Raw genomic sequence first — 23931 nt, 5'->3', positions numbered from 1 at the left:
TTGGGAATTGCATCCCGGGCCCGGTCATGGGTTCAATGGAATATTACATGAAACCTACGTTACTTGTTTTGGCCGCCGGGATGGGGAGCCGTTATAGAGGTCTGAAACAGATCGATCCGGTCGGCCCCTCTGGGGAGGTTGTTCTCGATTATTCGGTGCACGATGCGCTTGCCTCCGGCTTCGGCAAGGTGGTTTTTGTGATCAGGCGTGATTTCGAGGAGGAGTTCCGCCGGATCGTCGTCTCCCGCTACGAAGGCAAGGTTGAGATCGGCATCGCCTACCAGGAGCTGAACGAACTTCCGGAGGGTTTTTCCCTGCCTCCCGAACGCGAAAAGCCCTGGGGCACCGGACACGCCGTCTGGTGCGCCCGCAATCAGATCCATGAGCCGTTCCTGATGGTCAATGCGGATGATTTCTACGGGAGGGAGGCCTTCGCCGTCATGGCCGATTATCTCCGGGGAGTGATCGCGGGAACGCCGGCCCACTTCTCGATGGTGGCCTATCCCCTCGTCAACACCCTCTCGGAGCACGGCGAGGTGTCGCGCGGCATCTGTGAACTCTCTCCCGAGGGGAAACTGCTGGGCGTGGAGGAGTGCTCCGGCATTCGGCGCGGAGAGGATGGAGTGATCACCGGAACGGACACACATGGAGTCTGGCGGACTTTCACCGGGAATGAGATGGTCTCGATGAACTTCTGGGGATTCACCCCGGCGATCTTCCCGATGCTCGGCCATCTCTTCACAACTTTCCTGATGGAGGGGGGGCTGGCCTCCGCGAAGTCGGAGTTCTACATCCCGAGCGCGGTCACCTCGATGATGGCAACGGGTGCCGCCGAGACCTCGGTGCTCCGCTCCGCCGGGCAATGGTACGGCGTGACCTACCGGGAGGATCGTGATGCGGTGGCCGCGGCTATCGGTAGGATGGTGAGGGAAGGCCTCTACCCGACACCCCTCATGACGCTCCATTCATGAGCACCGGCGTCGCCATGACCAAGGAAGCCATCGCGAAGGTGGCGGAGCACTTCCAAATCTACGGAACGCTCCTCGAGAGCCAGCCCTACGGAAGCGGCCATATCAACGATACCTTCGTCACCACCTACAGCCAGGCCGGGACACGGGTCCGCTACATCATCCAGCGCATCAATACGCAGATCTTCAAGGACCCGGAAGCCGTGATGGAGAATATCCTGCGGGTGACAGACGAAGGATACAGGCGCCTGATCGAGGCGGATGTCGCCGATCCGTCGCGCTGTGTGCTCACGGTGATCCGCACGAAGCAGGGTTACTCCCATGTCCGGGATGAGCAGGGCGGCATCTGGCGCTGCTATCCCTTCATCGAGGGGTCCCGCACCTACGACATCATCCGCAACGCCCGCCAAGCCACGGAGGTGGCGAAGGCGTTCGGGGAATTCCAGCGCCTTGTAGCGGGTCTGAAGGGCCCTCGTCTGCACGAGACGATCCCTGATTTTCACAACACCCGCTCCCGCTTCGAGAAGCTCCGCGCGACGGTCGAAGCGGATCCCAAGGGGCGCCTCTCCTCGGTGCAGCGGGAATGGGATTTCCTCCGGGAACGCGAGGCTCTCGTGGATGTCCTGCTCGACCTCCATGGGAAAGGTGAGATCCCCGAGCGGATCACCCACAACGACACCAAGCTCAACAATGTGATGGTCGACGACGCCACGGAGACTGGCATCTGCGTCATCGATCTCGACACGGTGATGCCGGGACTTGCCCTCTACGACTTCGGTGACATGGTGCGGACGGCCACCAGTCCGGCGGCCGAGGATGAGACCGACCTCTCCAAGGTGCGTATGCAGATGCCGATGTTCGAGGCGCTGGTCCGGGGCTATCTGTCCTCGGCTGGCGGCTTCCTCAACGAGGCCGAAAAAGCCCATCTCCCCTTCTCCGGTAAGCTGATCTCTCTCGAGGTAGGCATCCGTTTCCTGACGGACTATCTGGAGGGGGATGTCTACTTCAAGACCAAGCACGCCTCCCATAATCTCGAACGATGCCGCACACAGTTGGCACTGGTCGCCAGCATCGAGGATCAGGAAGAGGTGATGCGCCGCTTTGTCGACTCCCAGTAAGGAAAAGGCGGAGGCGGAGGAAAATCTCAAGCTGGCCGGTTGGAGCCGGCGCGGTAGGCTGCCGAAATTAGTCCCTTCATTCCTCATCATACTCCCCGCCTTTCACCCTTTCACTTTTCCATGTTTATTCCTCACCTGCGCGCTTCCCGACTCCCTTCCCATGAGGGAATGCGTCTGTTGGCTGGCTTTTTTAGCCACCATCCTGAAGAATAGTTATATTCATGAACGGTAGCGGCTCCTCCCAGACTCCCTTCCCCCGAGTGCGCGACCTCTTTATCCCGGACGGCCGGGCCGAGGATTCCGCCATCTCCCGCACGACGCACCTTGGGATTGGAGCTCATCAGGATGACCTTGAGTTCATGGCCTTCCATGGGATCGCCGAGTGCTTTTATTCCACGGAGAAATGGTTCGGCGGGATCACCTGCACCGACGGGGCGGGAAGTGCCCATGACGGCCCCTATGCAGCGGTATTGCCCTCCGATCTATCGGCAATTCGGATGCAGGAGCAGCGAACGGCGGCCCTTGCTGGACGATATTCCTTTGTGGCCCAACTCGGCTATCCCAGCAGGGAAATCTCGCAACCCATCGGAGGCCCCATGGTCTCCGATCTGGTGGCGCTCCTTCTCAGGATGAAGCCCTCCGTTATCTACACGCACAATCCTGCCGACAAGCACGAGACCCATCTCCGTGTCCTCGTCGCCGTGCTCGAGGCACTCAGGGAAGTTTCCCCGGCGCACCGTCCGGCCAAGCTACTCGGCTGCGAGATGTGGCGCGGCCTCGACTGGATGGAGGACGGGGACAAGGTCGTTCAGGATCTCGGAGGGCACGGCCATCTGGCGGCCTCCCTGAACGGACTCTTCGATTCCCAGATCGCCGGCGGGAAGCGTTATGATCTTGCCGTGGCGGGCAGACGCCGGGCCAACGCCACTCTCCTGGATTCCCACACCGGAGACGACCTCACCGAGGCCGCCTTCGCCATGGATCTCTCACCGATGATCGGGGCCGAGACCTCCGATCTTCTCGATTACACGCTGAGTCACGTCGACCGCTTCCGAGATGACATCCGGATCAAGCTTGCACGTGCCCTGACCCAATAATCACACCCCGATTCAGGCATTCCGAAACCCCTTCACCATGGAACTCATCATCACGCCAGATCCAGCCGCCGCCTCTCACCTCGCCGCGCGCCGCATCGCCCGTCTCGTGCGTGAAAAGCCCGATGCCGTCCTGGGACTTGCCACCGGAAGCACACCCGTGACCCTCTACAAGGAACTCATCCGCATGCACCGAGAGGAGGGGCTCAACCTCTCCCGGGTCCGGACCTTCAACCTTGATGAGTACCTCGGCCTAGCCCCCGACCATGCCGCATCCTACCACCTCTTCATGGAGGAGAATTTCTTCCACGGGGTGAATATTCCGCGGGACAACATCCATCTTCCCGACGGTCTGACCAAGGATGTGCCGGCCCATTGCGCCGCCTATGAGCAGGCGATCCGCGATGCGGGAGGAATCGACCTGCAGGTTCTCGGAATCGGCTCGGACGGCCACATCGGCTTCAACGAGCATGGCTCCTCGCTCGCTTCCCGCACCCGCATCAAGACCCTTACCCAGCGTACCCGCGAGGACAACGCCCGCTTCTTCGACAAGCCGGAGGATGTCCCCCACCATGTCATCACCATGGGGATCGGCACCATCATGGAGAGCCGCTCGGTGGTGCTGCTCGCCTTCGGTGAGGGAAAAGCCGATGCGGTTGCCGGTGCCACGGAGGGCCCGATCACAGGAAGCAATCCCGCTTCGATCCTCCAGATGCATCCGGATGCGAAGTTCTATCTGGATGAATCCTCCGCCGTGAAACTTGAACGAGCCGAGTACTACAAATGGGTCTTCCAGAACAAGCCCTCATGGCAGGCGGATCAATAGCTGGAGCATAAGCAAAAATGGCTCCTCGCTGTCTCATGTGAGTGATGACGATACACGCCTCCAGCCGCAAGTGCGGCTGCAGAGGAACACCGCGTTCGGCAATCATCGTCCAGTTGCCTGTTCGGTTTTCCGGAGTTCGCGGGGGGGGATTCCTGTGCGATCTTTGACGCATCTGGAGAGGTGGAAAGCGTTGGAGAAGCCGCACTGTTCCGCGACTTCGGCCAAGGTTAGGCCGGTGGCGCGGATCAGTTGAATCGCTTGATCGGCCTTTAAGCGCCAGATCATGGCCGTGGGGGTCTCGCCTTGATCGTCCTGAAAAAGTTTTCGAAGGCGAGAGTAGGAAATCCCGCAGTGGTGGGCGAGGTCCTCGGCGCTGCGGAATCTCGCGGGGTTCATGGAGACCGCTTCGAGCGCCCGCTCCACGGCCTGGTGGCGGGGTTGCTTTGTTGAAATGTTTTCGGAGGCCTGGGCCGCAAAGCGAAGCAGACAGGCTTTTGCAAGGATCTGCATCGCGAGGTTCAAGTGCGGGCCTGGATTAACTGGGATGGAGAGCCCTTCCTCGATAAGGATGTTGACGGAGGCCGGAACGGGCGAGGGGTGACTAGCCAACCCGATGAGTTCGCGTTCGTGCCTGTTTGTGAGGCTCGGCGCAATCTGGCACCAGTGGTGGACGCTTTTAACATCCGGATCAAAACGGAAGAACTCCATTCCACGGGGAGGCAGGATGACTCCTTCGCCAGATCCAAGCTGAATCCGGCGGCTATTGTAGTTGATCTCGACACTGCCTTCCAAAATCGTGATGAGAAAAAACACATTCTGACTTCGCGGGCCGTGCCATCCACCAGGCAGGTAGAGAGCCCGTCCAAACATGTGGAGATCGCTCCCGCGCGACTCCGCTCGGTAGAGGTCTTCGGTTTTTGCAACCGCGCTAACTGGCTTCGAAGAACGAGGTGCCATGCGACTCAAGGTGCCTCCATTTTTAAAAATAGGCAATAGAGATATGAAATAAGTCAGTGGGGATATAGACTCTTTGCCGCCCAAATGTTTTGTTTCGATCTGCCATGAACGAACAAATCAAAATCAACTGGTATCGCACGAAAGTGGACAAAGGCGTGATGAGCGAGCTGATGAAACGCCATGACGGAAAAGCACTCCGTCAAGCGCTCCTCCATCTGGGTCTCTACGCCTGCACAGGCACGGCGGCCTATGTCGCTTGTGGAAGCATCACGCAGGCAAATTGGGCATGGATGGTTCCGCTCCTTGTATTGTTTGTCTTCCTCCACGGCACCTTTGCCGGGTTCATGGGTCTCGTGGCCGTGCACGAGTTGGTTCACAAGACGCCATTCCGTAGGCAGTGGCTGAATGATCTTTTCATGGATGTGTTCTCGTTCCTGACATGGAGCGACCCGGTCACCTTCCGCGTGAGCCATGTGAAGCACCATCAGGTCACCGTGCATCACGACCATGATGGTGAGGTGATCCTTCCGCAAAAAATGGACTGGGATGCCGTGAAGTTCTGGTTCTGGCAACTGGTGCCCTTCCCAAATCCGGTCGGAGTTTGGGGGGCGTTAAAAAAATGGTTCAAATACGCAACCGGCAACCTCAATGGTGAGGGCCTCTTCGACGGCGGTGAGGAGTGGATGCAGAAAGTCCTTCCTGAGGAGAACGAGGAACTTCGCCGCCGCCACCGCAAATGGGCCTCTGTTGTTTTGTTCGGCCATCTGGCTTTGGCTGCGGCGTTCATCGCCACCGGGCAGTGGATCCTAATTCTCTTGGTCAACCTGCCTGTTTTCTATTGTGGCTGGTTGGTGACGCTCTGCGGAACGCCCCAGCACATCGGTCTCGTGCCCGACTCCCCGGATTTCAGACTCTGCTGCCGCACCTTCACCTGCAGTCCTTTCATTGGGTTCCTCTATTGGAACATGCAGTATCATGTGGAGCACCACATGTTCCCGGCGGTGCCATTCTACAACCTGCCGGCGCTTCGCAAAGCGATCGCGCACGACTTGCCACCCGCTCCGCACGGGCTCTGGGCCACCTGGCGTGAGATCATTCCCGTTCTCAAAAAACAACGCGATAACCCGGACTATGTCTTCGTTCCCGAGTTGCCGAATGTGGCTTGAGTTGAACCGCCAAGAAGACTACCAGCCTACAATGCGACTCTCCTTCGCTGAGATGGTCCATTTTTCCAGTATCTCGATACCTTGCAGGGCGATTTTTGCATCCGCGCGCGAGGGATTGCCTGCCTTGTGGTGTGCAAGGATATCCAGGAACAATCTGTCGAAGTAGAGGTTTGTTTCGATTGTTCCGTGATGGAAGTTTTCATCGGCAACAGGACATTTGATCGCGCCTGATTTTGCTGAGAAACCGCGCAATGTGCCGATGTCGCCTTCTTAGGGAGAAAGGACGAGTTCGACGAATCCCTGATCGCCGTCCGCCCTTAGAATCGTGCAAAGAGAAGGCGTGTGCTAGCCGGATTCCACAATCAATCTGGCTCCGTCATCGAAATGAACGGTTCCCTGAAGGCGAGACACGGAAGAAATATCAGGAACTCAGGAATTGCTTGCCTGGCCGTTGATTGCCTCGCCGCCTCCTGACGGGTTGATGCCACTTCCCTCCCGGGAAGCCGTGGCACTCTTCGGGGAGCGATTCCATCGCTCTCTACCGCACACCCTCCCGGGTGTTTGGTTCGTCCTTCGGACTACTTCGCAGGCTACATCGTGCCTCCCGGCACTCGATGTTCGCATCCGTTGCATCGGGAAAATACTGCCGGAGGGATCATTTGCTATCCTCGCTCCCGCGTTCGCCCCCTTGCTTTGGGCCAATCTCTGATTGGGTATCATCGCGCTTCCCACCGCTCGATGTTCTTCAAGCCTGCTTGAGAGTGTGAGCCCTATGACATTCCAGCTCCGGGGAGACAGAGCCCATGCACGAGAACATGCCTCTTCACGCCCCCCCACCTAACAGTCTTCAGCCTTCAGCCTAAACGCCTCATTGGGGAGCATGGCCTCTGTGGTGACTGTTCAGGATTCCTCTCTCAGTCGCCTACTAAAAATAGCGAAGAACCAAAAACATCAATGCGTTCCACCCTCCCATACCACGCCATCTTGCCAGGAATTGCCGCAAGCTCCGCCGCCCTTGTTGGCTTCGATCATGATGTCCTTGCCCTCTGGCGTTAGCAGAGGGAGATAAGTCTTGCTGATGCGTTGTGTAGATTTGGGGACATAGTGGCAGATAAAGGAACGGCGGAAACGCTCCTTGGAACGGTTGGGGCCGGATCCGTGGATGGAGCTGCCGTTGAAGAAGAGGGTGTCGCCCGCCTTCATGACGCAGGGAAGCGCCTTTTTGCCTTTCGGCGTCGGCACGAAGTGTGTGGTGAAGGATTCAGCGACATTGGCCATCTCGGGGCAGGAAATCTCCTCATCGGCCGTATCGGCGACGAGATACATGCCGCCATTTTCAGGGTCGGCGTCGTCGATGGCGGTCCATGCGGCCACACAGGTCTGCGGCTCCACTAGGAGATAGAAATTGTCCTGGTGCATCGCTTGGCCGCGTGAGCCCGGCGGCTTGTAGTAGAACATGCTCTGTGCCGCCAGAACGTCGTCCTGCATGAGTTCCCTCAGGCAGGTGAGAACACCCGGATGGACCAGATTCCTGCGCGATACGGCGTCAAATCTGTGGGGATGCAACACGCGCGGAAATTCCTTCAGGGGATCGCCGCCGGCCTCCTCCTTGGAGACTTGTTCAAAATGTCCCGGAATAGGTCCGTTCTCCGCGATGCGGGCGAAGGTGTATTTGATTTCCTCGACCTCGGCATCCGAAAAGAGGCCTCGGGCGACAGCGTAGCCGTGCTGCTGGAAGGAGGCTTTCATTTCACCCAGGTCCACGGATTTGGGAAGTTCGGGTACGGGGGATTTGGTGCTGCTCATAGGTTTATCAAAGTCGCTTTTTTTCAGGAAAATGAAAATGGACGAACTTCCCAAAAAGATGGACTATCTTACCGTCTATGAAAGCCAAGACACAGGGGTTCCCAGGCCAGATCATTCATTTCTTGCCCGCCAATCTGCTCAGCCAGGTGGGCCGCCATCCGCTCGGTGTCGGTCTGCATGTCAAATGCCTTGGATGGTATCCCAAAGCGCGTTTGCATCAGATCGCGAGGCCTCACGGGCTCGATGAGTGCATTTTGATCTTTTGCACCAGAGGAAAAGGGTGGGCCGAAATTGATGGACGCCGATTCATCATCGCGGCCGGTGAAGTCCTTTTCATTCCGGCGAACAAGCCGCACGCCTACGGAGTGGATCATGACAATCCCTGGTCGATCCATTGGGCCCACTTCGCGGGAACGGCTGCGGCCTCCTACGCCAGTCTGCTGCCAGCCCACGACTATGTGCTCTCGATCCCGTCCGCTGATGCCATTGAAATCGCGCGCATGTTTCGGGAATCATACCGATTGGCATCCACCGGCCTCACCGAGCGCACTGTGCTGCTTGTTTCCCACAGCCTGAGGTATGTGCTGGGGCTTTTGTTTTTTCAAACGGGACGAAGTTTGGGAGGTGGTTCTCTCACCATCGCGCACGATCTGACGAAGAGTATCGAATTCATGCGCGCCAATGTCGCCCGCTCACTGACCCTCCGGGAACTCTCGCGGCACGCCGGACTCTCGCCGACCCGCTACTCCGCGCTCTTTCGCGAGCAGACTGGATCATCCCCTGTCGAACACCACATCCGACTCCGGATGCAGGCCGCATGCCATGATCTGGACACCACGGCACTGAGCGTGAAAGAAGTGGCGGCCAAACTCGGCTACGACGACCCGTATTACTTCTCGCGCATCTTCCAGAAAATCCTCGGCCGCTCCCCGCTGGCTTATCGGCGATCGGTAAAGGGCTGATGACGGCCGCCGGTTGCGCAGGCAGCGGTTGGTAACGGACGGGAAGTATTCAATTCGGATTGCGGAGTTTTCGGTAGTCGCGCGGGGTCATGCCTGTGGACTTTCGGAACTGGCGGTTGAAGTTGGGAAGGTTCCCGAATCCGCTGGCGAGGGCGATTTCAAGGATGCTTTGATCGCTCTCGACAAGTCTCTGGCAGGCCTTGCCAATGCGGCACCCGTTTCGGAAATCCACGAAGGTTTTGCCCGTTGTCTTCCTGAAAAAGCGGGCGAATGAGGAGGGGGTGAGGTTGGCGAAGCGGGCTGCATCGCCAAGGGAGAATTCCCCGTCGGAATGGCTTTCAATGTGCTCGATGATTTTTCCCAAACGCGAACCCATCTTGAAGGCCCGCTCGTTGCGGTAGGATGGCTCGACGAGCGTTTCGCCTTCAGTCTGCGATAGTTCATGGAGGAGTCGGGCCAGTTTCAACCAGCCTTCAAATCCATCCGCTTTGGTCAACGCCCGCAGCCGCTTTTCCAGTCGGGCAGCCGTTTTGGGAGAAAACCTCACCCCCATCGCAGAGCGGAGCAGGAGAGAGCGAACGGAATCGAATTCCGGAAGCTCAAGCAGTGTCCTTGGAAACGCCGATTCCAAAAACTGCACAACGATCGCCTCGTTGACAGCGGCGGAGCGCTCGGTTTTTCGTGAGAACCAAGTATGCGGCAAGTTCGGGCCCAGCAGGACGAGGTCGCCGGATTTGTACTCCCCGCTGTGATCGCCCACAAGCCGCGTGCCGGAGCCTTGTGTAATCAATGTCAGTTCGATTTCCGGATGGTAATGCCAGTTCCAAGGGAAGGTGCATTCCGCGCGGCGGTATGCCCGCAGCACGCGAGTGCCATTCCACCACGGAATGGCTTCGATTGCAGCTTTCATGAGAAATCCCTATTTAGAAAGTCATAAAAAGACAAATTAATACTGGTCTTGGATAAGACACTAGAAGATCGATTGCAGAAATTCCGTTGTGATTGCGACTGATGAAACCGACTCCCCTTCCCACAGATTCCCCTTATCTAAAACTTCCGCCCTTGATCGGCATTGCCACATTTGACGAGGCGAAGAAGCCCGGCCTCTCCGTCGAGACCTGTGTCAAGAGGCTCAAGCGCTTCCATTACGCGTTCTGGCGCATCCACCAGATTTGCATCGCTCACATTGCGGAGGAGCCGGTGTATGAACTCAAGATGGCTTTCAGCTATCATGCGCATCTGGCGGCTCAAATGGACTCGCTCTTCCGCGCAAGAGTCGGTGAGATGCGCGAGCCCCCGCTGGGCTTTGAAAAAAGCCAGCATCCCGCGCTGGATGTTTTTTTTGACGAGATTCTGACGACGCCATCGGTCAAGGAACGACTGGCTGGTCTCTATCGCAAGGCGTTGCCGGCGCTTCGCGAGGGGCTTCAGCGCTATATCGCGGAGACGCATCCTCTGGCTGATCATCCTTCGCTCCGCCTGTGCCGCCATACTCTGATGGATGTCGAAGAAATGTGTGCATGGGGTGAGCAAGCCGTAGCGGCATTCGGAGGCGACGCTGGCTTGGAAGAATCAGCCAATTGTCTCTCGCTTCTCGATGTCTGCCTCGCCAGCGCGGGGGGATTGGACGGCTCGGGGAAAACTTCGCAAAATACGGAAGCCCCGATCCGCCATTACAGCTCGAAGGCTTTTGTCTTCGAGGGCACGCCTCGGCGCGACGAGCGTTTCCCTGATCCCTACAACATGGGTGTCAACGCTGAGGTGTTCCTTTACGATGAGGAAATGCCGCCGAATGCGAAGGTGCTGATGATGTTCTACAAGCGGCTTCGCGAAATCGATGTGCCGGAAATGATGTCGAGCATCCTGCATGAAACCAAAGGTAAGCCGTGGGCCTATTACCGCGACATGACGCGTCAGCTCTGGGACGAGGCGCGTCATGCCATGATGGGCGAGGTGGGATTTGTTTCCGAAGGGATCGACTGGCCTCATCTGGTCATGGTGAATTCCACTTGGTCGCGCGCCCTCAACACCCAGCTCACTCCCAAGGAACGCCATGCCGTGCTTTATTTCATCGAGCAGGGGTTGATGCCGAAAACCGGCAAGCGCCATGAGTGGGTGGTGAGCCAGGAGGCCGGTAACCCCTTGGCCACTACCTTCCAAGACTTCGACTGGGCCGACGAGGTCCTGCATGCCCGTATCGGCCGTGATTGGTATGTGGCCGACATGCCGGACGCCAAGGAGGCGATTGATTATGGTGACACCTGCTGGGCCAAGGTGCTCGTCGGCTGGAGCGATTCGCAAAAACAAGGGCTCACCGAGCACCGGAACTGGTGGCCTGAACTCTACCGCACCTGGTGCGCCCAGCGCGGCATCACGCCCGATCCCAAAGCCCTCGCCTTTGCCGAGACTTACGAGGGGAAACGCCCCGACCTCAAAACGCTTCCCGCCTCGGCGTGATTCCAGTCCCTTGCCTGCAGCCCATTACCTGTCTTGCCTTCCACTTCACCGTTTTCGCAAGGCGCGGCTGAGATCGTTGGCATGCCTGTAGCCGAGGTGGTGGGCGGCGGCCTTGACCTGCCACCCCTCTTTCCCGATCAATCGCGCCGCCTCCCCTGCCTTGAGCTTCCGGAAGTAGGCGCCCGGCGAGACCCCGGTCCGCTCGCGGAAGAAGCGATGCAGCGTGCTCGGGGACATTCCGAGATAGTCGCAGAGCGCGGGAACAGGGGTGTGGATGGAAAGGCTGTTCATCATCCAGGAATGGGCCAGTTCCCATCTCAGATCGCCGGTGGCTTCCGCTGTTCGCGAGGCCCGCAGGATTTCGACTTCCAGCAACTGCCTCAGCGCGTTGAGAGTGGAGGGCAGGGAGTTGTCCGATACGGCGATCTCCCTCCGGGACCGGGCGTGCAGTTCCTGAAGCGCATCCAGTGATGTCTCCCGCAGGTCAAGGGTGCGGTAGCCCCCCGCTGAAATCCTGAGTTCGGGCAACTCCGGCCGGTCCTTCCAGACCCAGACCAGGATGTTGACGTTTTCCCGCCGGGCCTGCGTGATCCCGAACCGGCAGTCCGAATCGATCAGGATGGCTGTCGCTCCACGAACGACCTTCCGGTCCTCTCCGACCGTCAGCATAATCTCTCCGCGGAGGAGAATGAAGTAGTTGGTGCCCCTGTCGTAGTGGACAGGGAGGGGGTTCTGCCCGAAGTCGCGGCGTCCCCAGCCAAGGTAAATCAGGGGGAGATTTCCTTGCCCGCCCCAACTTGGACGACCCGGCGGGGGATGGACCGTCACTTTGGCAACTGATTCCTTCATGCGAGCTAGCTAGCAGTTTATGTCAGGCCTAGCGGAATGGCTACCGCTTTCCTGTTTTCTTATCCGTCCCGCGGGAGTGTGATGGATCCGACTTTCAGGGGTCTCATGGCAAAGCCCCCCCATCAACATCACAACCACCACCATGAAAGAACTACCACGATTCACCATCGGAATGGGCGACCGTTTCGCCCATCAGGGCGAGGCCCAGCTCTCCGCCGTCCAGTCCGCCGCCGGGCGCGGAGTGCCTCTCCACCCTGTCTGGAACAAGTCGAACCGCGAGCACACCCTGATCGGCACGAAGCCTGAGGATCTGCGCGCCGAGGCCGATGCCGCTGTGAAGGCCTTGAACTGGACCGCCCCCTACTTCGTGGATGCCGATCATATCAACCTGCACACGGTGGACGGCTTCCTCGCTGCGAGCGATTTCTTCACGCTGGATGTGGCCGATTATTCCGGCAAGCCGGCAAGCCCTGAGAGCATGGCGGCTTTTCTCGAAAAGCATTCCGGCCTCGTCGGCACCCATCGCCTTCCCCTGCTCGATGCGCCGCTGGAAATCACACGCGCCGACCTCGAACGCACGGCCGGAAAGTTCCTCTGGGCGATGCAGGAGGCGGGGCGAATTTACCGTCACATCGCGGCCGCCAAACCGGCCGATTCCTTTGCCGTGGAGGTCTCGGTGGATGAAACCGACACCCCGCAGACTCCGGCGGAACTACTGATCATCCTCGCCATGATCGCCGACGAGGGGATTCCCGCCCAGACCATCGCGCCCAAGTTCACCGGACGATTCAACAAGGGCGTGGATTATGTCGGCGACATCGCGGCCTTCGAGCGCGAGTTCGACGCGGATCTGGCCGTGCTGGCTTATGCGGTGCGCGAATTCGGCCTCCCCCCGACCCTCAAGATCAGCGTCCACTCCGGCAGTGACAAGTTTTCCCTCTACCCCATCATCCGACGTCTCGTGGCCCGTCACAACGCGGGGCTTCACCTGAAAACCGCCGGCACGACCTGGCTGGAGGAGGTCGCGGGTCTGGCCGAGGCGGGAGGCGAGGGCCTGGCCATCGCCAGGGAGATCTACGCCGCGGCACTGCCTCACGCGGAGGAACTCATCAAACCCTACGCCCCCGTGGTCGACATCACCATCGCGGAGTTGCCCTCCGTCGAGACGGTCAATTCCTGGTCATCGGAGGATTTCGTCGCTGCTCTCAACCACGATGCCGCCTGCCCGCAATACAACCTTCAGTTCCGGCAGTTCATCCACGTTTCCTTCAAGGTCGCCGCCGCCATGGGGACCCGCTACACTGATGCCCTCAAGGAACACCGCGGGATCGTCGGACGCAGGGTCCGTGACAATCTCCTCAGGAAACACATCGAGCCCCTCTTCTGCTAAAAAACCATGGCAACGCCGGAATCCCCTCAATCAGGAAAATCAGATCAAGGCCTCTTCGATCTTTCGGGGGAGGTCGCCGTCGTCATCGGGGCGACAGGCGTCCTGGGCGGGGCCCTTGCCGAGGGACTTGCCGCGGCCGGAGCGACCGTCGCTGTGGCGGGACGCCATGCCGGACGGGGTGGTGAGTGCGTGGATCGGATCACCGCGGCGGGGGGCAAGGCCCTCTTCGTTGCGACCGACGCCTCCTCCGAAGAGAGTCTCGTCAAAGCGCGGGAGCAGATCACCTCCGCCCTCGGTGCTCCCTCCATTCTGGTGAATGCAGCCGGAGGGAACGATCCCTCCGTGACCGTCACGCCCGACCACCCCTTCGAGAAGATCGCCGCCGATGACTGGCGTGCCAGCTTCGACCTCAATCTGGTGGGCGGCGCCCTCCTGCCGTGCCAGGTCTTCGGCCCCGGCATGGGAGAGAGAGGCAGGGGGAGCATCATCAACATCGCCAGCGTCTCCGCCCATCTTCCGCTCTCCCGCGTCGTCGCCTACTCGGCGGCCAAGGCGGCCGTCATCAATCTCACCCGGTTCCTGGCGCGGGAATGGGCCCCCCTCGGTGTCCGCGTGAATTCCATCACCCCGGGATTTTTCCCCGCCGAGCAGAACCGCAAGCTCCTCTTCAACGAGGATGGCACCCCCACCGCCCGGGCTGCCTCCATCCTCTCCCACACCCCGATGGCCCGCTTCGGTCACGCCTCCGAACTGGTCGGTGCCGCCGTGTTTCTGGCCAGCACCGGGGCAAGCGGCTTCGTGACCGGGACCGACCTCCGCGTCGACGGGGGCTTCCTCTCCCAGACCATCTGAAGACGCCCATGGAAACCGGAATCACGGATCACGGCATCACGGACGACCGGGTTGCGGAGATCATCGCCCGCGGCTGTCCCGCGGAGGAACTGCGCGGCAAGCGACTCCTCCTCATCGTGCCCGACGCCACCCGCAGCTGCCCGCTCGGGGTGGTCTTCAGGGAACTCCACCGTCAGTTGGCCGGCGAGGTGGCCGCCCTCGACGTGATGATTGCGCTCGGAACTCATCCGCCGATGGATGAGGAGGCCATCTGCAAGCGCCTCGGGATCACTGCGGAGGAACGGGCCACCCGCTATGCCGGTGTCCGACTCCTCAACCACGAGTGGGACAACCCCGCCGCCCTCCGCCGCATCGGCACGCTCACGCCCGACGAGATCAGCGAACTCTCCGGCGGGCGCTTCTCGATGGAGGTTCCCGTGGATGTCAACGCGCGCCTCTTCGACTACGATGAACTCCTCATCATTGGCCCCGTCTTCCCCCACGAGGTCGTCGGCTTTTCCGGGGGCAACAAGTACCTTTTTCCCGGAGTGGCCGGGCCGGAGATCCTGAACTTCTTCCACTGGCTCGGAGCCGTGGTCACCAACCCCATGATCATCGGGCACAAGTGGACCCCGGTGCGCAAGGTCGTCGACCGTGCGGCCGCCCTGGTCCCCGTCCCGAAGCGTTGCCTCTGCATGGTGGTCGACAAGGGCGGGCTTGCCGGCCTCTTCGCCGGGACCCCCGAGCAGGCCTGGGACGAGGCCTCCGAACTCTCCCGCAGGCTTCACATCACCTACAAGAAGCACCCCTTCCACACGATCCTCTCCTGCGCCCCGGCGATGTATGACGAGCTCTGGGTGGGGGGAAAGTGCATGTACAAGCTCGAGCCGGTGCTGGCCGACGGCGGGGAACTCATCATCTACGCGCCGCACATCCATGAGATCTCCGTGGTTCACGGCAAGCTCATCGAGGAGATCGGCTACCACTGCCGCGACTACTTCCTTGGCCAGTGGGAACGCTTCAAGGACTACCCGTGGGGAACCATCGCCCACAGCACCCATGTGCGCGGCGTCGGCACCTACGAGAACGGCGTCGAGAAATGCCGCGCCCGCGTCACCCTCGCCACCGGAATCCCCCGCGAGGTCTGCGAGCGCATCAACATGGGCTACCGCGATCCCGCCGGCATTAACCCCGACGATTACGCCGGCCGCGAGGAGGAGCGGATCCTGCTTGTTCCCAAGGCGGGCGAGATGCTTTTCCAGCTCGAGGATCCCGCACCATGGGCTTCCGGGGACTCCGGCTCACCGGGGAACTCCGAACGCCGCACCTCATGAGCCTTCATGTCGTCATGGGAGTCTCCGGCTGCGGGAAGAGCAGCGTCGCCCGGATGCTTGCCGAGGCGGGCGGTGGCGACTTTCTCGATGCCGATGACTTCCACCCTCCGGCCAACCGCGCGAAAATGGCCGCCGGGATCCCGCTTCAGGACGAGGACCGATGGGGTTGGCTCGACCTGCTCAATGCCGAACTGGCCTCCCGGTCAGACTCCTCACGCCCGACCTTCCTCGCCTGCTCCGCACTGCGCCGTGTCTACCGTGAGCGCCTCTCCTCCGGCCTGCCCGGCCTGCGCTTCATCTACTTAAAGGGATCCAGGGAGTGCATCCGGACGCGCCTGGAAGCGCGCACCGGTCATTTCATGCCCGCGGCGCTGCTTGAGAGCCAGTTCGCCACCCTCGAGGAGCCTCATGAAGGGGAGGCCCTGATCGTCCCCATCGATCAACCCCTCGACGAGGTTGTCCGCTCGGCGCTGGAGAGTCTCGGGAGCCTGTCTTCCTGATTTCTGATTTCTGATGACGCATCATCCCGCCCTCTACCGGAACCATCCATGAGTAACAACCGCCCCTTCATCCACGAGGACTTCCTTCTGGACACACCGACTGCCCGCGAACTCTACCATCGACACGCGGCCGACCTCCCGATCATCGACTACCACTGCCATCTGCCGCCGAAGGAAATCGCTGATGACATCCGCTGGGAGAACATCGCCACTCTTTGGCTCGGGGGTGACCATTACAAATGGCGGGCGATGCGAACCGCCGGTGTCAACGAACGCTACTGCACGGGCGATGCACCTCCTTGGGAAAAGTTCGGGCAATACGCCGCAACGATGCCCAAGCTGCTGCGCAATCCCCTCTACCACTGGTCCCACATCGAACTTGCGCGTTATTTCGGAATCAGCGACCGCCTGCTCAATCCCGAAACCGCGCGCGGCATCTACGACCAGTGCAACGAGCTTCTGGCCCAGCCCGGTTTTTCCTGCCGTGGGTTGATGAGGAAATCCAAGGTCGAGGTCGTCTGCACGACGGACGATCCGGTGGATTCATTGGAACACCATGCCGCGATCGCCGCCGATGCCTCCTTCGACACCCAAGTGCGTCCTACATGGCGTCCCGACAAGGCCCTCCTCGTCGACCAACCCGCCGCTTTCACCACATGGCTTGAGCTTCTCGAGAAGGCCTCGGGGGTCGCCATCAGCACGCTATCCGATTTCATGCAGGCCCTACAGAACCGTCACGACTTCTTCGCCTCGCGCGGTTGCCGTCTCTCCGACCGGGGAGTGGACACCATCTGGGCCGAGGATTGCACGGAGAGCGAGGCGGCCTCGATCTTTGCCAAGGCGCGGGCGGGAGGCGCCGTCACACCCGATGAGGCACTCCGCTACAAATCATACATGCTCCACGAACTGGCCGTGATGGATGCGGCGAAGGGGTGGACCATGCAGATCCACTACGGGGCAATCCGGAACAACAACAGCCGGATGAAGAAACTGCTCGGTCCCGATTGCGGATTCGACTCCATCGGCGATATGCCCGTTGCGGCGACATTGGCCAAACACCTCGATCGGCTCGACCTCGCCGGGAGCCTGCCGAAGACGATCATCTACAACCTCAATCCGCGCGACAACGAACTCATCGCGACGATGCTCGGGAATTTCCAGGACGGCATCACGGCCGGCAAGATCCAGTTCGGCAGCGGTTGGTGGTTCCTCGATCAAATCGACGGCATGAGGCGGCAGATCGAGAGCCTCTCGCAGCTCGGCCTTCTCAGCCAGTTTGTCGGCATGCTCACCGACAGCCGTTCCTTCCTCTCCTACACCCGGCACGAATACTTCCGCCGCCTGCTCTGCAACATCCTCGGCGATGACATCGAGCGCGGTCTTCTGCCCGACGACATTGCGTTGGTCGGAAGTATGGTGGAGGACATCAGCTACCGCAACGCCCGGCGCTACTTCGGGTTCTACGAGAACCCATAAGCGCTCCCAATCCAACATGGCGAGGCTGGCTACGGCTGGATGGAGGCAAGGGCATTCGCCCATTCCTCTCCGTTGCCTGCGCTCCAAACCTTCCTGCCATTGACCAACAACTAAAACATCACCACCATCACCAAACACTCACGCCATGTGTTCCCTATGTCTTGACCTGTGACTCATATTTCATAATTCATACTTTTTTGCATTCTTCCTTCGAGGTCGAAGGGGCAGGCCTTCCCTAGAATCAATTTTGCTTAGAATCCATGACATCACCGACGCACCTGCGTTGTGAATTTTTCCCCAACCCGCTCGGGATCGACATTCCAAGTCCCCGGCTGGCCGGTTGAGCCGACTGAACCATTTTGTCAGCCGCGCCCATAAACTGAAAGCAGCACTCCTATTTTTCAAAAATCCAGCATCATCAAATGAAACAAAACATCCACTTCAACACCCAGCATTCACCCATCGGAGCGTTCGCCAGTTTTACCCTCGGCGCCAAAGGAGCAAAGGGCGGCCTCGGTCTGGAACTCGGCAAGCCGGCCGACCAGAATGTCTTCATCGGCCTCGCGGACGGGGAGAGCATCACCTGCCTGCCGTTCTTTCAGGAGACGGCGGATGACAGCGCCCGCTTCGATGTGGAGGCCGGGGCGGTCCAAAAGCGCGTGGTTCCGCGCTCATGGCCCGACAAGGCGATCCGGCGCGAATTCTCCGCCGGTTCCGACACCTGGACGGCGGGGGATCTGACCTTCGCCATCCATACCCCGGCGATGGCTGCACCCGAGCCCGGAAAGGTTTCCGACAAGGATCTTCGACTTGCCTATGTGCCCGCCTTGACCGTGGAGCTGACGGTGGACAACACGCGCTCGAAGAAAGACCGCTTGGCGATCTTCGGCTTTCAGGGCAACGACCCGGTGCGCGGAATGCGGCTCGTCGAGGGGTTGGAAAAAATCACCGGCATCGCCTGCGGGGATACCCTGGCCATCGCCAGCGACTCGCCGGGTGTCCACTCCGCGCTGGGATTCAGCGTCGAGGACATTCTCGGGGAGAGCGATCCCTTCAATCATTCCTTCGGCATCGGCGGCGTGGGCCTTTTGGTGTGCAGGGCCAAGGCAGGAAAGAAGCAGACCTTCCGCTTTGCGGTTTGCTTCCACCGTGCGGGGCAGGCCACCACGGGTCTGAACACACGCTACCACTACACGCGCTATTTTTCCGATATCGAGGCCGTCGCCGCCTATGCGTTGGAGAACTTCGGTGCGTTGAAAAAACGGGGCGATGCGTTCGACAAAAAACTCGCCAAGGCCAAACTCGGCGAAGCCCGTTCCTTCATGCTCGCGCAGGCCGTGCACAGCTACTACGGCAGCACGCAGTTTCTGGAATTCGAAGGCAAGCCGCTCTGGGCGGTGAACGAGGGGGAATACCGGATGCTCAACACGCTCGACCTCACGATCGACCAGCTCTTCTTCGAGATGGAGATGAATCCCTGGACCGTGCGCAACGAACTCGACTGGTTCCTCCGGCGTTATTCCTACACCGACACCGTGCGTTTTCCCGGCGATGCGACCGAGTATCCGGGCGGTATCACCTTCACGCACGACATGGGCATCACCAACCATTTCTCGCCACCGCAGCGCTCGGTCTATGAAAAGAGCGGGCTCCACGGCTGCTTCTCCCACATGTCGCACGAGGAGTTGGTGAACTGGCTCGTCTGCGCCCTCGTCTATGTGAAGCAATCCGGCGACACGGCCTGGCGCAAAAAGAACCTCCCCACATTCCAAAAAATCCTCACCAGCCTGCTCAACCGCGACCATCCCGATCCCGCGCAGCGCGACGGCGTGATGTCGCTCGACAGCTCGCGCTGCGCCGGCGGCAGCGAGATCACGACTTACGACAGCCTCGATGTCTCGCTCGGTCAGGCCCGCAACAACCTCTACCTTGCCGTGAAATGCTGGGGCAGCTATGTCGGCCTGGCCGATCTATTTTCAGCCATCGGCGACAAGAAACGCGCGGCCACAGCCCTTGATCAGGCCCGCCGCGCGGCGGCGACCATCAGCGCCACCGCCGACAAAAACGGACTCCTGCCCGCTATCCTTCACGAGAATGTGGAGAGCCGCATCATTCCGGCCATCGAGGGTCTTGTGATCCCGCACGCCCTCGGCCTGAAAAAAGCGCTCTCGCCCGATGGCGAATTCGGCCCCCTCATCGCCTCACTCCGCCGCCACCTGCGTGGCGTGCTCAAGCAGGGGATTTGTCTCTTTCCGGACGGAGGTTGGAAGATCAGCTCGACCAGCAACAATTCCTGGCTCAGCAAAGTCTACCTCTGCCAGTTCATCGCCTCCGAAATCCTCGGGGAAAAGCCCGGCAAGGCCGGCGTCGTTGCGGACCAAGCCCACGCCGCTTGGCTGCTCGACGAGAAAAATAACTATTGGGCATGGAGCGACCAGATCGTGAGCGGCGAGGCCAAAGGGAGCAAATACTACCCGCGCGGCGTCACCTCTATCCTCTGGCTCAAGGAAAAACAGCGCGCCTGAAGCCTCTTTTAAGAAACCCATTTCAACAATGAAACACCAATCAAAAAACATCTTCGGCGGCGAGATCCAATACTTCCGCCTAGAGAAACGCTACTGGAAGCCGATCCTTCAGAAATTCAAGGACGCCGGTCTCAAAAATGTCACCACCTATGTTCAGTGGGCCACGCATCTGGTAGGGCCACCAAGCGCCGAGCATCCGGCGGGCGAGCTCGATTTCGAGGGCCGGACGAATCCGAATCTCAACCTCTACCATTTCCTCGATCTGGTGCACGAGATGGGACTGGAACTCAACTTCCGTTGCGGCCCGTTTTGTTGCAATGAAATGATCCATGGCGCCTATCCCGAATGGCTCATCATGGGCGATCCCTCGATCATGGTCTGGGATTACCAGAATCGCACGACGCAGGGCTACTGGATCGGCAAACGGGAGGGTTCCCAGCCCTCCTATCTGCATCCCGAGTATCTCGCCTGGTGCCGGAAGTGGATCAACGAGGTGGACAAGATCATCAAGCCCCGCCTCAAATCCAACGGCGGCTTCATCACGATGGTGAACCTCGACAACGAGGTGAGCTACATCGTCCAGGACGGCATGCTCACCAGCGACTACAACCCCGTGAACGTCGGTCGCGGCGGGTTCTACCACCGGTTCCTCACTGATAAATACGGCAACGCCGCCGCTCTCCCTTATCCGCAAAAATACCCCTCCATCGAGGATGTGCAGCCTCCGCGGCAGGTCCCTGACGAGGTGGGCGACGACTTTGCATGGTATGCCGACTGGTGCGAGTTCAAGACCTGGGCCATGTCGAAATACATCGCCGCCCTGCGCGAGATGCACGAGGCGAACGGCGTGAAGGAGGTGACCTTCATGACGAACTTCAACCCGCACCGTCCCGAGGGCGTGCCGACTCGCATGACCGAGTTCGAGAAAGCCACCGGCCCGCTCGGTATCGCGGGCTACGATTTCTACCGCGGCACCTTCATGAGCTACTCGGGCTATCAGTCGATGGCCCGCGTGCTCAAGCTCATGAACGCGACGCTGCGTTACACCTGGTCGGCCGAGTTCATGAGCGGCACTTGGGAGCGCGCGCTGAAATCCCGCGTCTCGTACGACCACATGCGCTTCATGGCCCTCTGCGCGCTGGCGCAAGGCTGCAAGGCGCTTTCCTGGTTCATGTTTCATGACCGCGACTGCTGGGGCGACTCCCCGGTCAGTTCCCATGGCCACGCACGTCCGAGTCTGGCCGTGCTCCGGTCGGTCAAAAAGCTCGCCTGCGAGACGATCAAAGGCTGGGACGACCTCGTTCCCGCCACCGATCTCGCGGTCATCTATGACCTCACCAGCCACCAGCATTCCTACATCGGCGATCCATCGCCCTGCAACGACAACGCCCTCTATGTCGGCGAACCCAGGGTGGACGGTGCCAAGTGCGGCCAGGCTTCGCGTGAATACGAGGGTCTTTTCCGAGTCGTCGAGCATACCGGCCGTCAGGCCTCGGTGATCGATCCCGTGCACTCCGTGGCGAAGCTCGGAGCGGCACCTCTGGTCATCCTGCCCGGCTCACCCGTCATCCACAGCGTCACGGCACAGGCCTTGGAACAATATGTTCACGACGGCGGTAAACTCGTCGTCTCGGGAACATGGCCCGGTCGCAACGATTCCGGCGCCGTCATCACCTTTCTCGGCGGCGCTCCCGCGAAGTCCGGCGAACCGCTTGCAAAAGGCAAGGGAAGCATCTGGTGGATGCCGGTAGGCCTCGGATCCGGTCAACCGGAGGAGGATTCGCTGGAGTCGATCGCCTGGCTCTCCGCCCTGCTCGACAAGGAAACGCCGGCGCCCAAAGTCCGCGTGGAACCCGAAGGCACGGTCACCTGGGTCGATTGGAACAGCGGCAAGGACATGAAGTCCGAGGGCGGCCACTGCGTTTACAAACAACCGCGCAACCTCTTCAGCGCCGTCCTGCACGAGGGACCGGAGGATCGGATTCTCTTTGCCCTGAACCATTATCCCGAAGCCGCCCGGGCGAAGGTCACTTTCGCCGACAAATCGGCCACCGGTCTCGTGGATCTCGAATCCGGCGAAACCATTCCGGTCACGGATGGATGCGCCCTCATCGATCTCGACCGCAAATCCGGCTCCGTCTTCCGCGTGGTTTAATACCATTTCCATGATTAGTCTGGTGGAATTAGCGAAGGGATTTTGGTGATGGGCTAGGCGGAAGACCGAGGGCTATCTGAAGATAACCCGAGGGATGACAACAACGCCCATCGCCGAAAGAACCAGCGAATTCAACCGGAATAAGAGTGGAGATGGTATAAGGAAGCGCGCCAACAGGCCTGGATCGTTCATCCGGATGGTGAGTCCCAAAAAAGGTTGGGCTCCTCGCTGTTTCCAGTGGGTGAAGATTGGAAGTATGAAAGAAGGAATCGGTCCCGAGGGATTTTTAAACCACCGAGGGCATAGCCGAGAGACCGAAGAGGGCTGAAGCTAGGGAATTCCCTAGGGGCGCCGTCTTTTTTTCCTCTGTGTTTTCACTGTTCTCTGTGGTCAATATTCATTCCAGCAATCATGAAAATCCTGTTCCAAGGTGACTCGATCACCGACGCCTTCCGCAAGCCGGAGGATCTGAACCTCTCTCCATCCCTTGTCCACCGAGCTTGGACCGCGCGCACGAAGCCTGCCTCGGCATACCAGGGCGGTGATGTTTCAGCCTGGCAAAGCGAGTTACGGGGGAAGTTGGCTGACTTGATCGGCTACATGAAATTCGTCCCCGAGCCCGTTCCGCTGAATGTGCGGACGATTTGGAAGAGGGAGCATCCGCTGGGGACGATTGAGAAAATTGTGTTCACCTCTGAACCCGGTGCCGATGTGCCGGCTTATGTCTGCCTGCCCAAATCTGCCCAGCCCCCATACAATTTCTTCATCTGCCTGCAAGGGCATACCACCGGCATGCACAATTCGATCGCAGTCAACTTCGAGGACGAATCTGTCGCGATGGCGGTGGACGGTGACCAGGATTTCGGGATCGGCTGCATGGCGCGTGGCATCGCGGCGTTGTGCGTTGAACAACGCTCGTTCGGGGAAAGGCAGGAACGCCTGCAGTGGCAGCATCTCGATTATCTGTGCCACCAGGCGGCAATGAACGCTATGTTGGTCGGGTCGACGCTGCTGGCCGAGCGCGTTTATGATATCGATCGTGCCATCGATTATCTTGAGCAGCGCGGTGATGTGGCTATGAACAAAGTCGGTCTGATGGGAGAGTCCGGTGGAGGCACGACAACACTGTTCGCGGCAGCGCTCCTTCCACGGGTGCAAGCCGCAATGCCCGCCTGCTGCTTCTCCACTTTTGCCGCGTCCATTCAGGCGACATTCCACTGTGTTTGCAACTATGTGCCAAATCTGCTCCTGCATGCGGAAATGGGCGACATAGCGGGACTGATCGCGCCCAAGCCACTTGTCATTGTAAATGGCAAGTGCGACGGGATATTCCCTATCGGACCCGCCCAAGCCGAATTTGCAAGGGTGCAGGAGATTTACCAGGCGGTTGGATCTCCGGAGAATTGCCGGCATGTGATCTGCGACGGAGGACACCGCTTTTACGCCGACGATGCCTGGCCGGTAATGCTGGACATGTTGAAAATACCAACGAGTCCAAAATCCTGACGCTTCCTGCA

Annotated in this window: 20 protein-coding genes; 15 read left to right on the top strand and 5 right to left on the bottom strand. The window is 59.8% G+C overall.

Going from position 1 to position 23931, the window contains the following annotated elements; genetic code table 11:
• Positions 1–47 precede the first annotated feature (47 nt).
• The 4 genes from K8R57_08185 (at position 48) to nagB (ending at position 4006) form a co-directional block, all read left to right on the top strand.
• The gene (locus tag K8R57_08185; GenBank protein ID MCE9588277.1) at positions 48–971 is read left to right on the top strand and encodes a nucleotidyltransferase; all 924 of its coding nucleotides are present in this window, start codon (positions 48–50) and stop codon (positions 969–971) included.
• A gap of 14 nt (positions 972–985) precedes the next feature.
• The gene (locus tag K8R57_08180; GenBank protein ID MCE9588276.1) at positions 986–2086 is read left to right on the top strand and encodes an aminoglycoside phosphotransferase family protein; all 1101 of its coding nucleotides are present in this window, start codon (positions 986–988) and stop codon (positions 2084–2086) included.
• 221 nt (positions 2087–2307) lie between these two features.
• Complete coding sequence (locus K8R57_08175) at positions 2308–3183, top strand: PIG-L family deacetylase (GenBank protein ID MCE9588275.1); 876 nt, start codon at positions 2308–2310, stop codon at positions 3181–3183.
• Positions 3184–3220: 37 nt separating this feature from the next.
• A complete protein-coding gene (gene nagB / locus K8R57_08170; protein MCE9588274.1) occupies positions 3221–4006 on the top strand; it encodes a glucosamine-6-phosphate deaminase in 786 nt (261 codons plus the stop codon).
• Positions 4007–4108: 102 nt separating this feature from the next.
• Here the strand turns inward: nagB and K8R57_08165 are convergent, their stop codons facing one another.
• On the bottom strand, positions 4109–4963 hold the full coding sequence (locus tag K8R57_08165) for an AraC family transcriptional regulator (protein ID MCE9588273.1): 855 nt from the start codon (positions 4961–4963) through the stop codon (positions 4109–4111).
• A gap of 104 nt (positions 4964–5067) precedes the next feature.
• Here K8R57_08165 and K8R57_08160 point away from each other — a divergent pair, with 104 nt between their 5' ends.
• A complete protein-coding gene (locus K8R57_08160) occupies positions 5068–6129 on the top strand; it encodes a fatty acid desaturase (protein MCE9588272.1) in 1062 nt (353 codons plus the stop codon).
• Between the two features lie 18 nt (positions 6130–6147).
• On the opposite strand, the gene K8R57_08155 is transcribed toward K8R57_08160, so the two are convergent.
• Together K8R57_08155 and K8R57_08150 are read right to left on the bottom strand one after the other, a co-directional pair.
• Positions 6148–6381: a hypothetical protein gene (locus K8R57_08155; GenBank protein MCE9588271.1), complete on the bottom strand. Its 234-nt coding sequence runs from the start codon at positions 6379–6381 to the stop codon at positions 6148–6150.
• A 699-nt stretch (positions 6382–7080) separates the two neighbouring features.
• Positions 7081–7878: a phytanoyl-CoA dioxygenase family protein gene (locus K8R57_08150; GenBank protein ID MCE9588270.1), complete on the bottom strand. Its 798-nt coding sequence runs from the start codon at positions 7876–7878 to the stop codon at positions 7081–7083.
• Between the two features lie 134 nt (positions 7879–8012).
• On the opposite strand from K8R57_08150, the gene K8R57_08145 reads away from it, so the two are divergent.
• Positions 8013–8897, top strand: a complete 885-nt coding sequence (locus K8R57_08145) for an AraC family transcriptional regulator (GenBank protein MCE9588269.1) — start codon at positions 8013–8015, stop codon at positions 8895–8897.
• Positions 8898–8946: 49 nt separating this feature from the next.
• Here K8R57_08145 and K8R57_08140 read toward each other — a convergent pair whose 3' ends face one another.
• Positions 8947–9807 carry an AraC family transcriptional regulator gene (locus K8R57_08140; GenBank protein ID MCE9588268.1) on the bottom strand — a complete coding sequence of 287 codons (861 nt, stop codon included), beginning with the start codon at positions 9805–9807 and terminating at the stop codon, positions 8947–8949.
• A gap of 101 nt (positions 9808–9908) precedes the next feature.
• On the opposite strand from K8R57_08140, the gene K8R57_08135 reads away from it, so the two are divergent.
• Positions 9909–11354: a hypothetical protein gene (locus K8R57_08135; protein MCE9588267.1), complete on the top strand. Its 1446-nt coding sequence runs from the start codon at positions 9909–9911 to the stop codon at positions 11352–11354.
• Positions 11355–11399: 45 nt separating this feature from the next.
• On the opposite strand, the gene K8R57_08130 is transcribed toward K8R57_08135, so the two are convergent.
• Positions 11400–12203: a helix-turn-helix transcriptional regulator gene (locus K8R57_08130; protein ID MCE9588266.1), complete on the bottom strand. Its 804-nt coding sequence runs from the start codon at positions 12201–12203 to the stop codon at positions 11400–11402.
• 142 nt (positions 12204–12345) lie between these two features.
• Here K8R57_08130 and K8R57_08125 point away from each other — a divergent pair, with 142 nt between their 5' ends.
• The 8 genes from K8R57_08125 (at position 12346) to K8R57_08090 (ending at position 23920) form a co-directional block, all read left to right on the top strand.
• A complete protein-coding gene (locus tag K8R57_08125; protein MCE9588265.1) occupies positions 12346–13593 on the top strand; it encodes a tagaturonate epimerase family protein in 1248 nt (415 codons plus the stop codon).
• Between the two features lie 6 nt (positions 13594–13599).
• Positions 13600–14445, top strand: a complete 846-nt coding sequence (locus K8R57_08120; GenBank protein MCE9588264.1) for an SDR family oxidoreductase — start codon at positions 13600–13602, stop codon at positions 14443–14445.
• An 8-nt stretch (positions 14446–14453) separates the two neighbouring features.
• Positions 14454–15758: a lactate racemase domain-containing protein gene (locus tag K8R57_08115; GenBank protein MCE9588263.1), complete on the top strand. Its 1305-nt coding sequence runs from the start codon at positions 14454–14456 to the stop codon at positions 15756–15758.
• Positions 15755–16258: a gluconokinase gene (locus K8R57_08110; protein ID MCE9588262.1), complete on the top strand. Its 504-nt coding sequence runs from the start codon at positions 15755–15757 to the stop codon at positions 16256–16258. Before K8R57_08115 ends, K8R57_08110 begins: the two co-directional genes overlap by 4 nt.
• Before the next feature lie 48 nt (positions 16259–16306).
• Complete coding sequence (uxaC, locus tag K8R57_08105) at positions 16307–17734, top strand: glucuronate isomerase (protein MCE9588261.1); 1428 nt, start codon at positions 16307–16309, stop codon at positions 17732–17734.
• Positions 17735–18156: 422 nt separating this feature from the next.
• Positions 18157–20259 carry a glycoside hydrolase family 52 protein gene (locus K8R57_08100; protein ID MCE9588260.1) on the top strand — a complete coding sequence of 701 codons (2103 nt, stop codon included), beginning with the start codon at positions 18157–18159 and terminating at the stop codon, positions 20257–20259.
• A gap of 28 nt (positions 20260–20287) precedes the next feature.
• Positions 20288–22414: a beta-galactosidase gene (locus K8R57_08095; protein ID MCE9588259.1), complete on the top strand. Its 2127-nt coding sequence runs from the start codon at positions 20288–20290 to the stop codon at positions 22412–22414.
• A gap of 411 nt (positions 22415–22825) precedes the next feature.
• The gene (locus K8R57_08090; protein ID MCE9588258.1) at positions 22826–23920 is read left to right on the top strand and encodes a hypothetical protein; all 1095 of its coding nucleotides are present in this window, start codon (positions 22826–22828) and stop codon (positions 23918–23920) included.
• Positions 23921–23931 lie beyond the last annotated feature (11 nt).

Source organism: Verrucomicrobiota bacterium (assembly GCA_021413925.1).
GTDB lineage: Bacteria > Verrucomicrobiota > Verrucomicrobiia > Chthoniobacterales > UBA6821 > UBA6821.
This window is presented reverse-complemented; position numbering and strand designations above follow the sequence as displayed.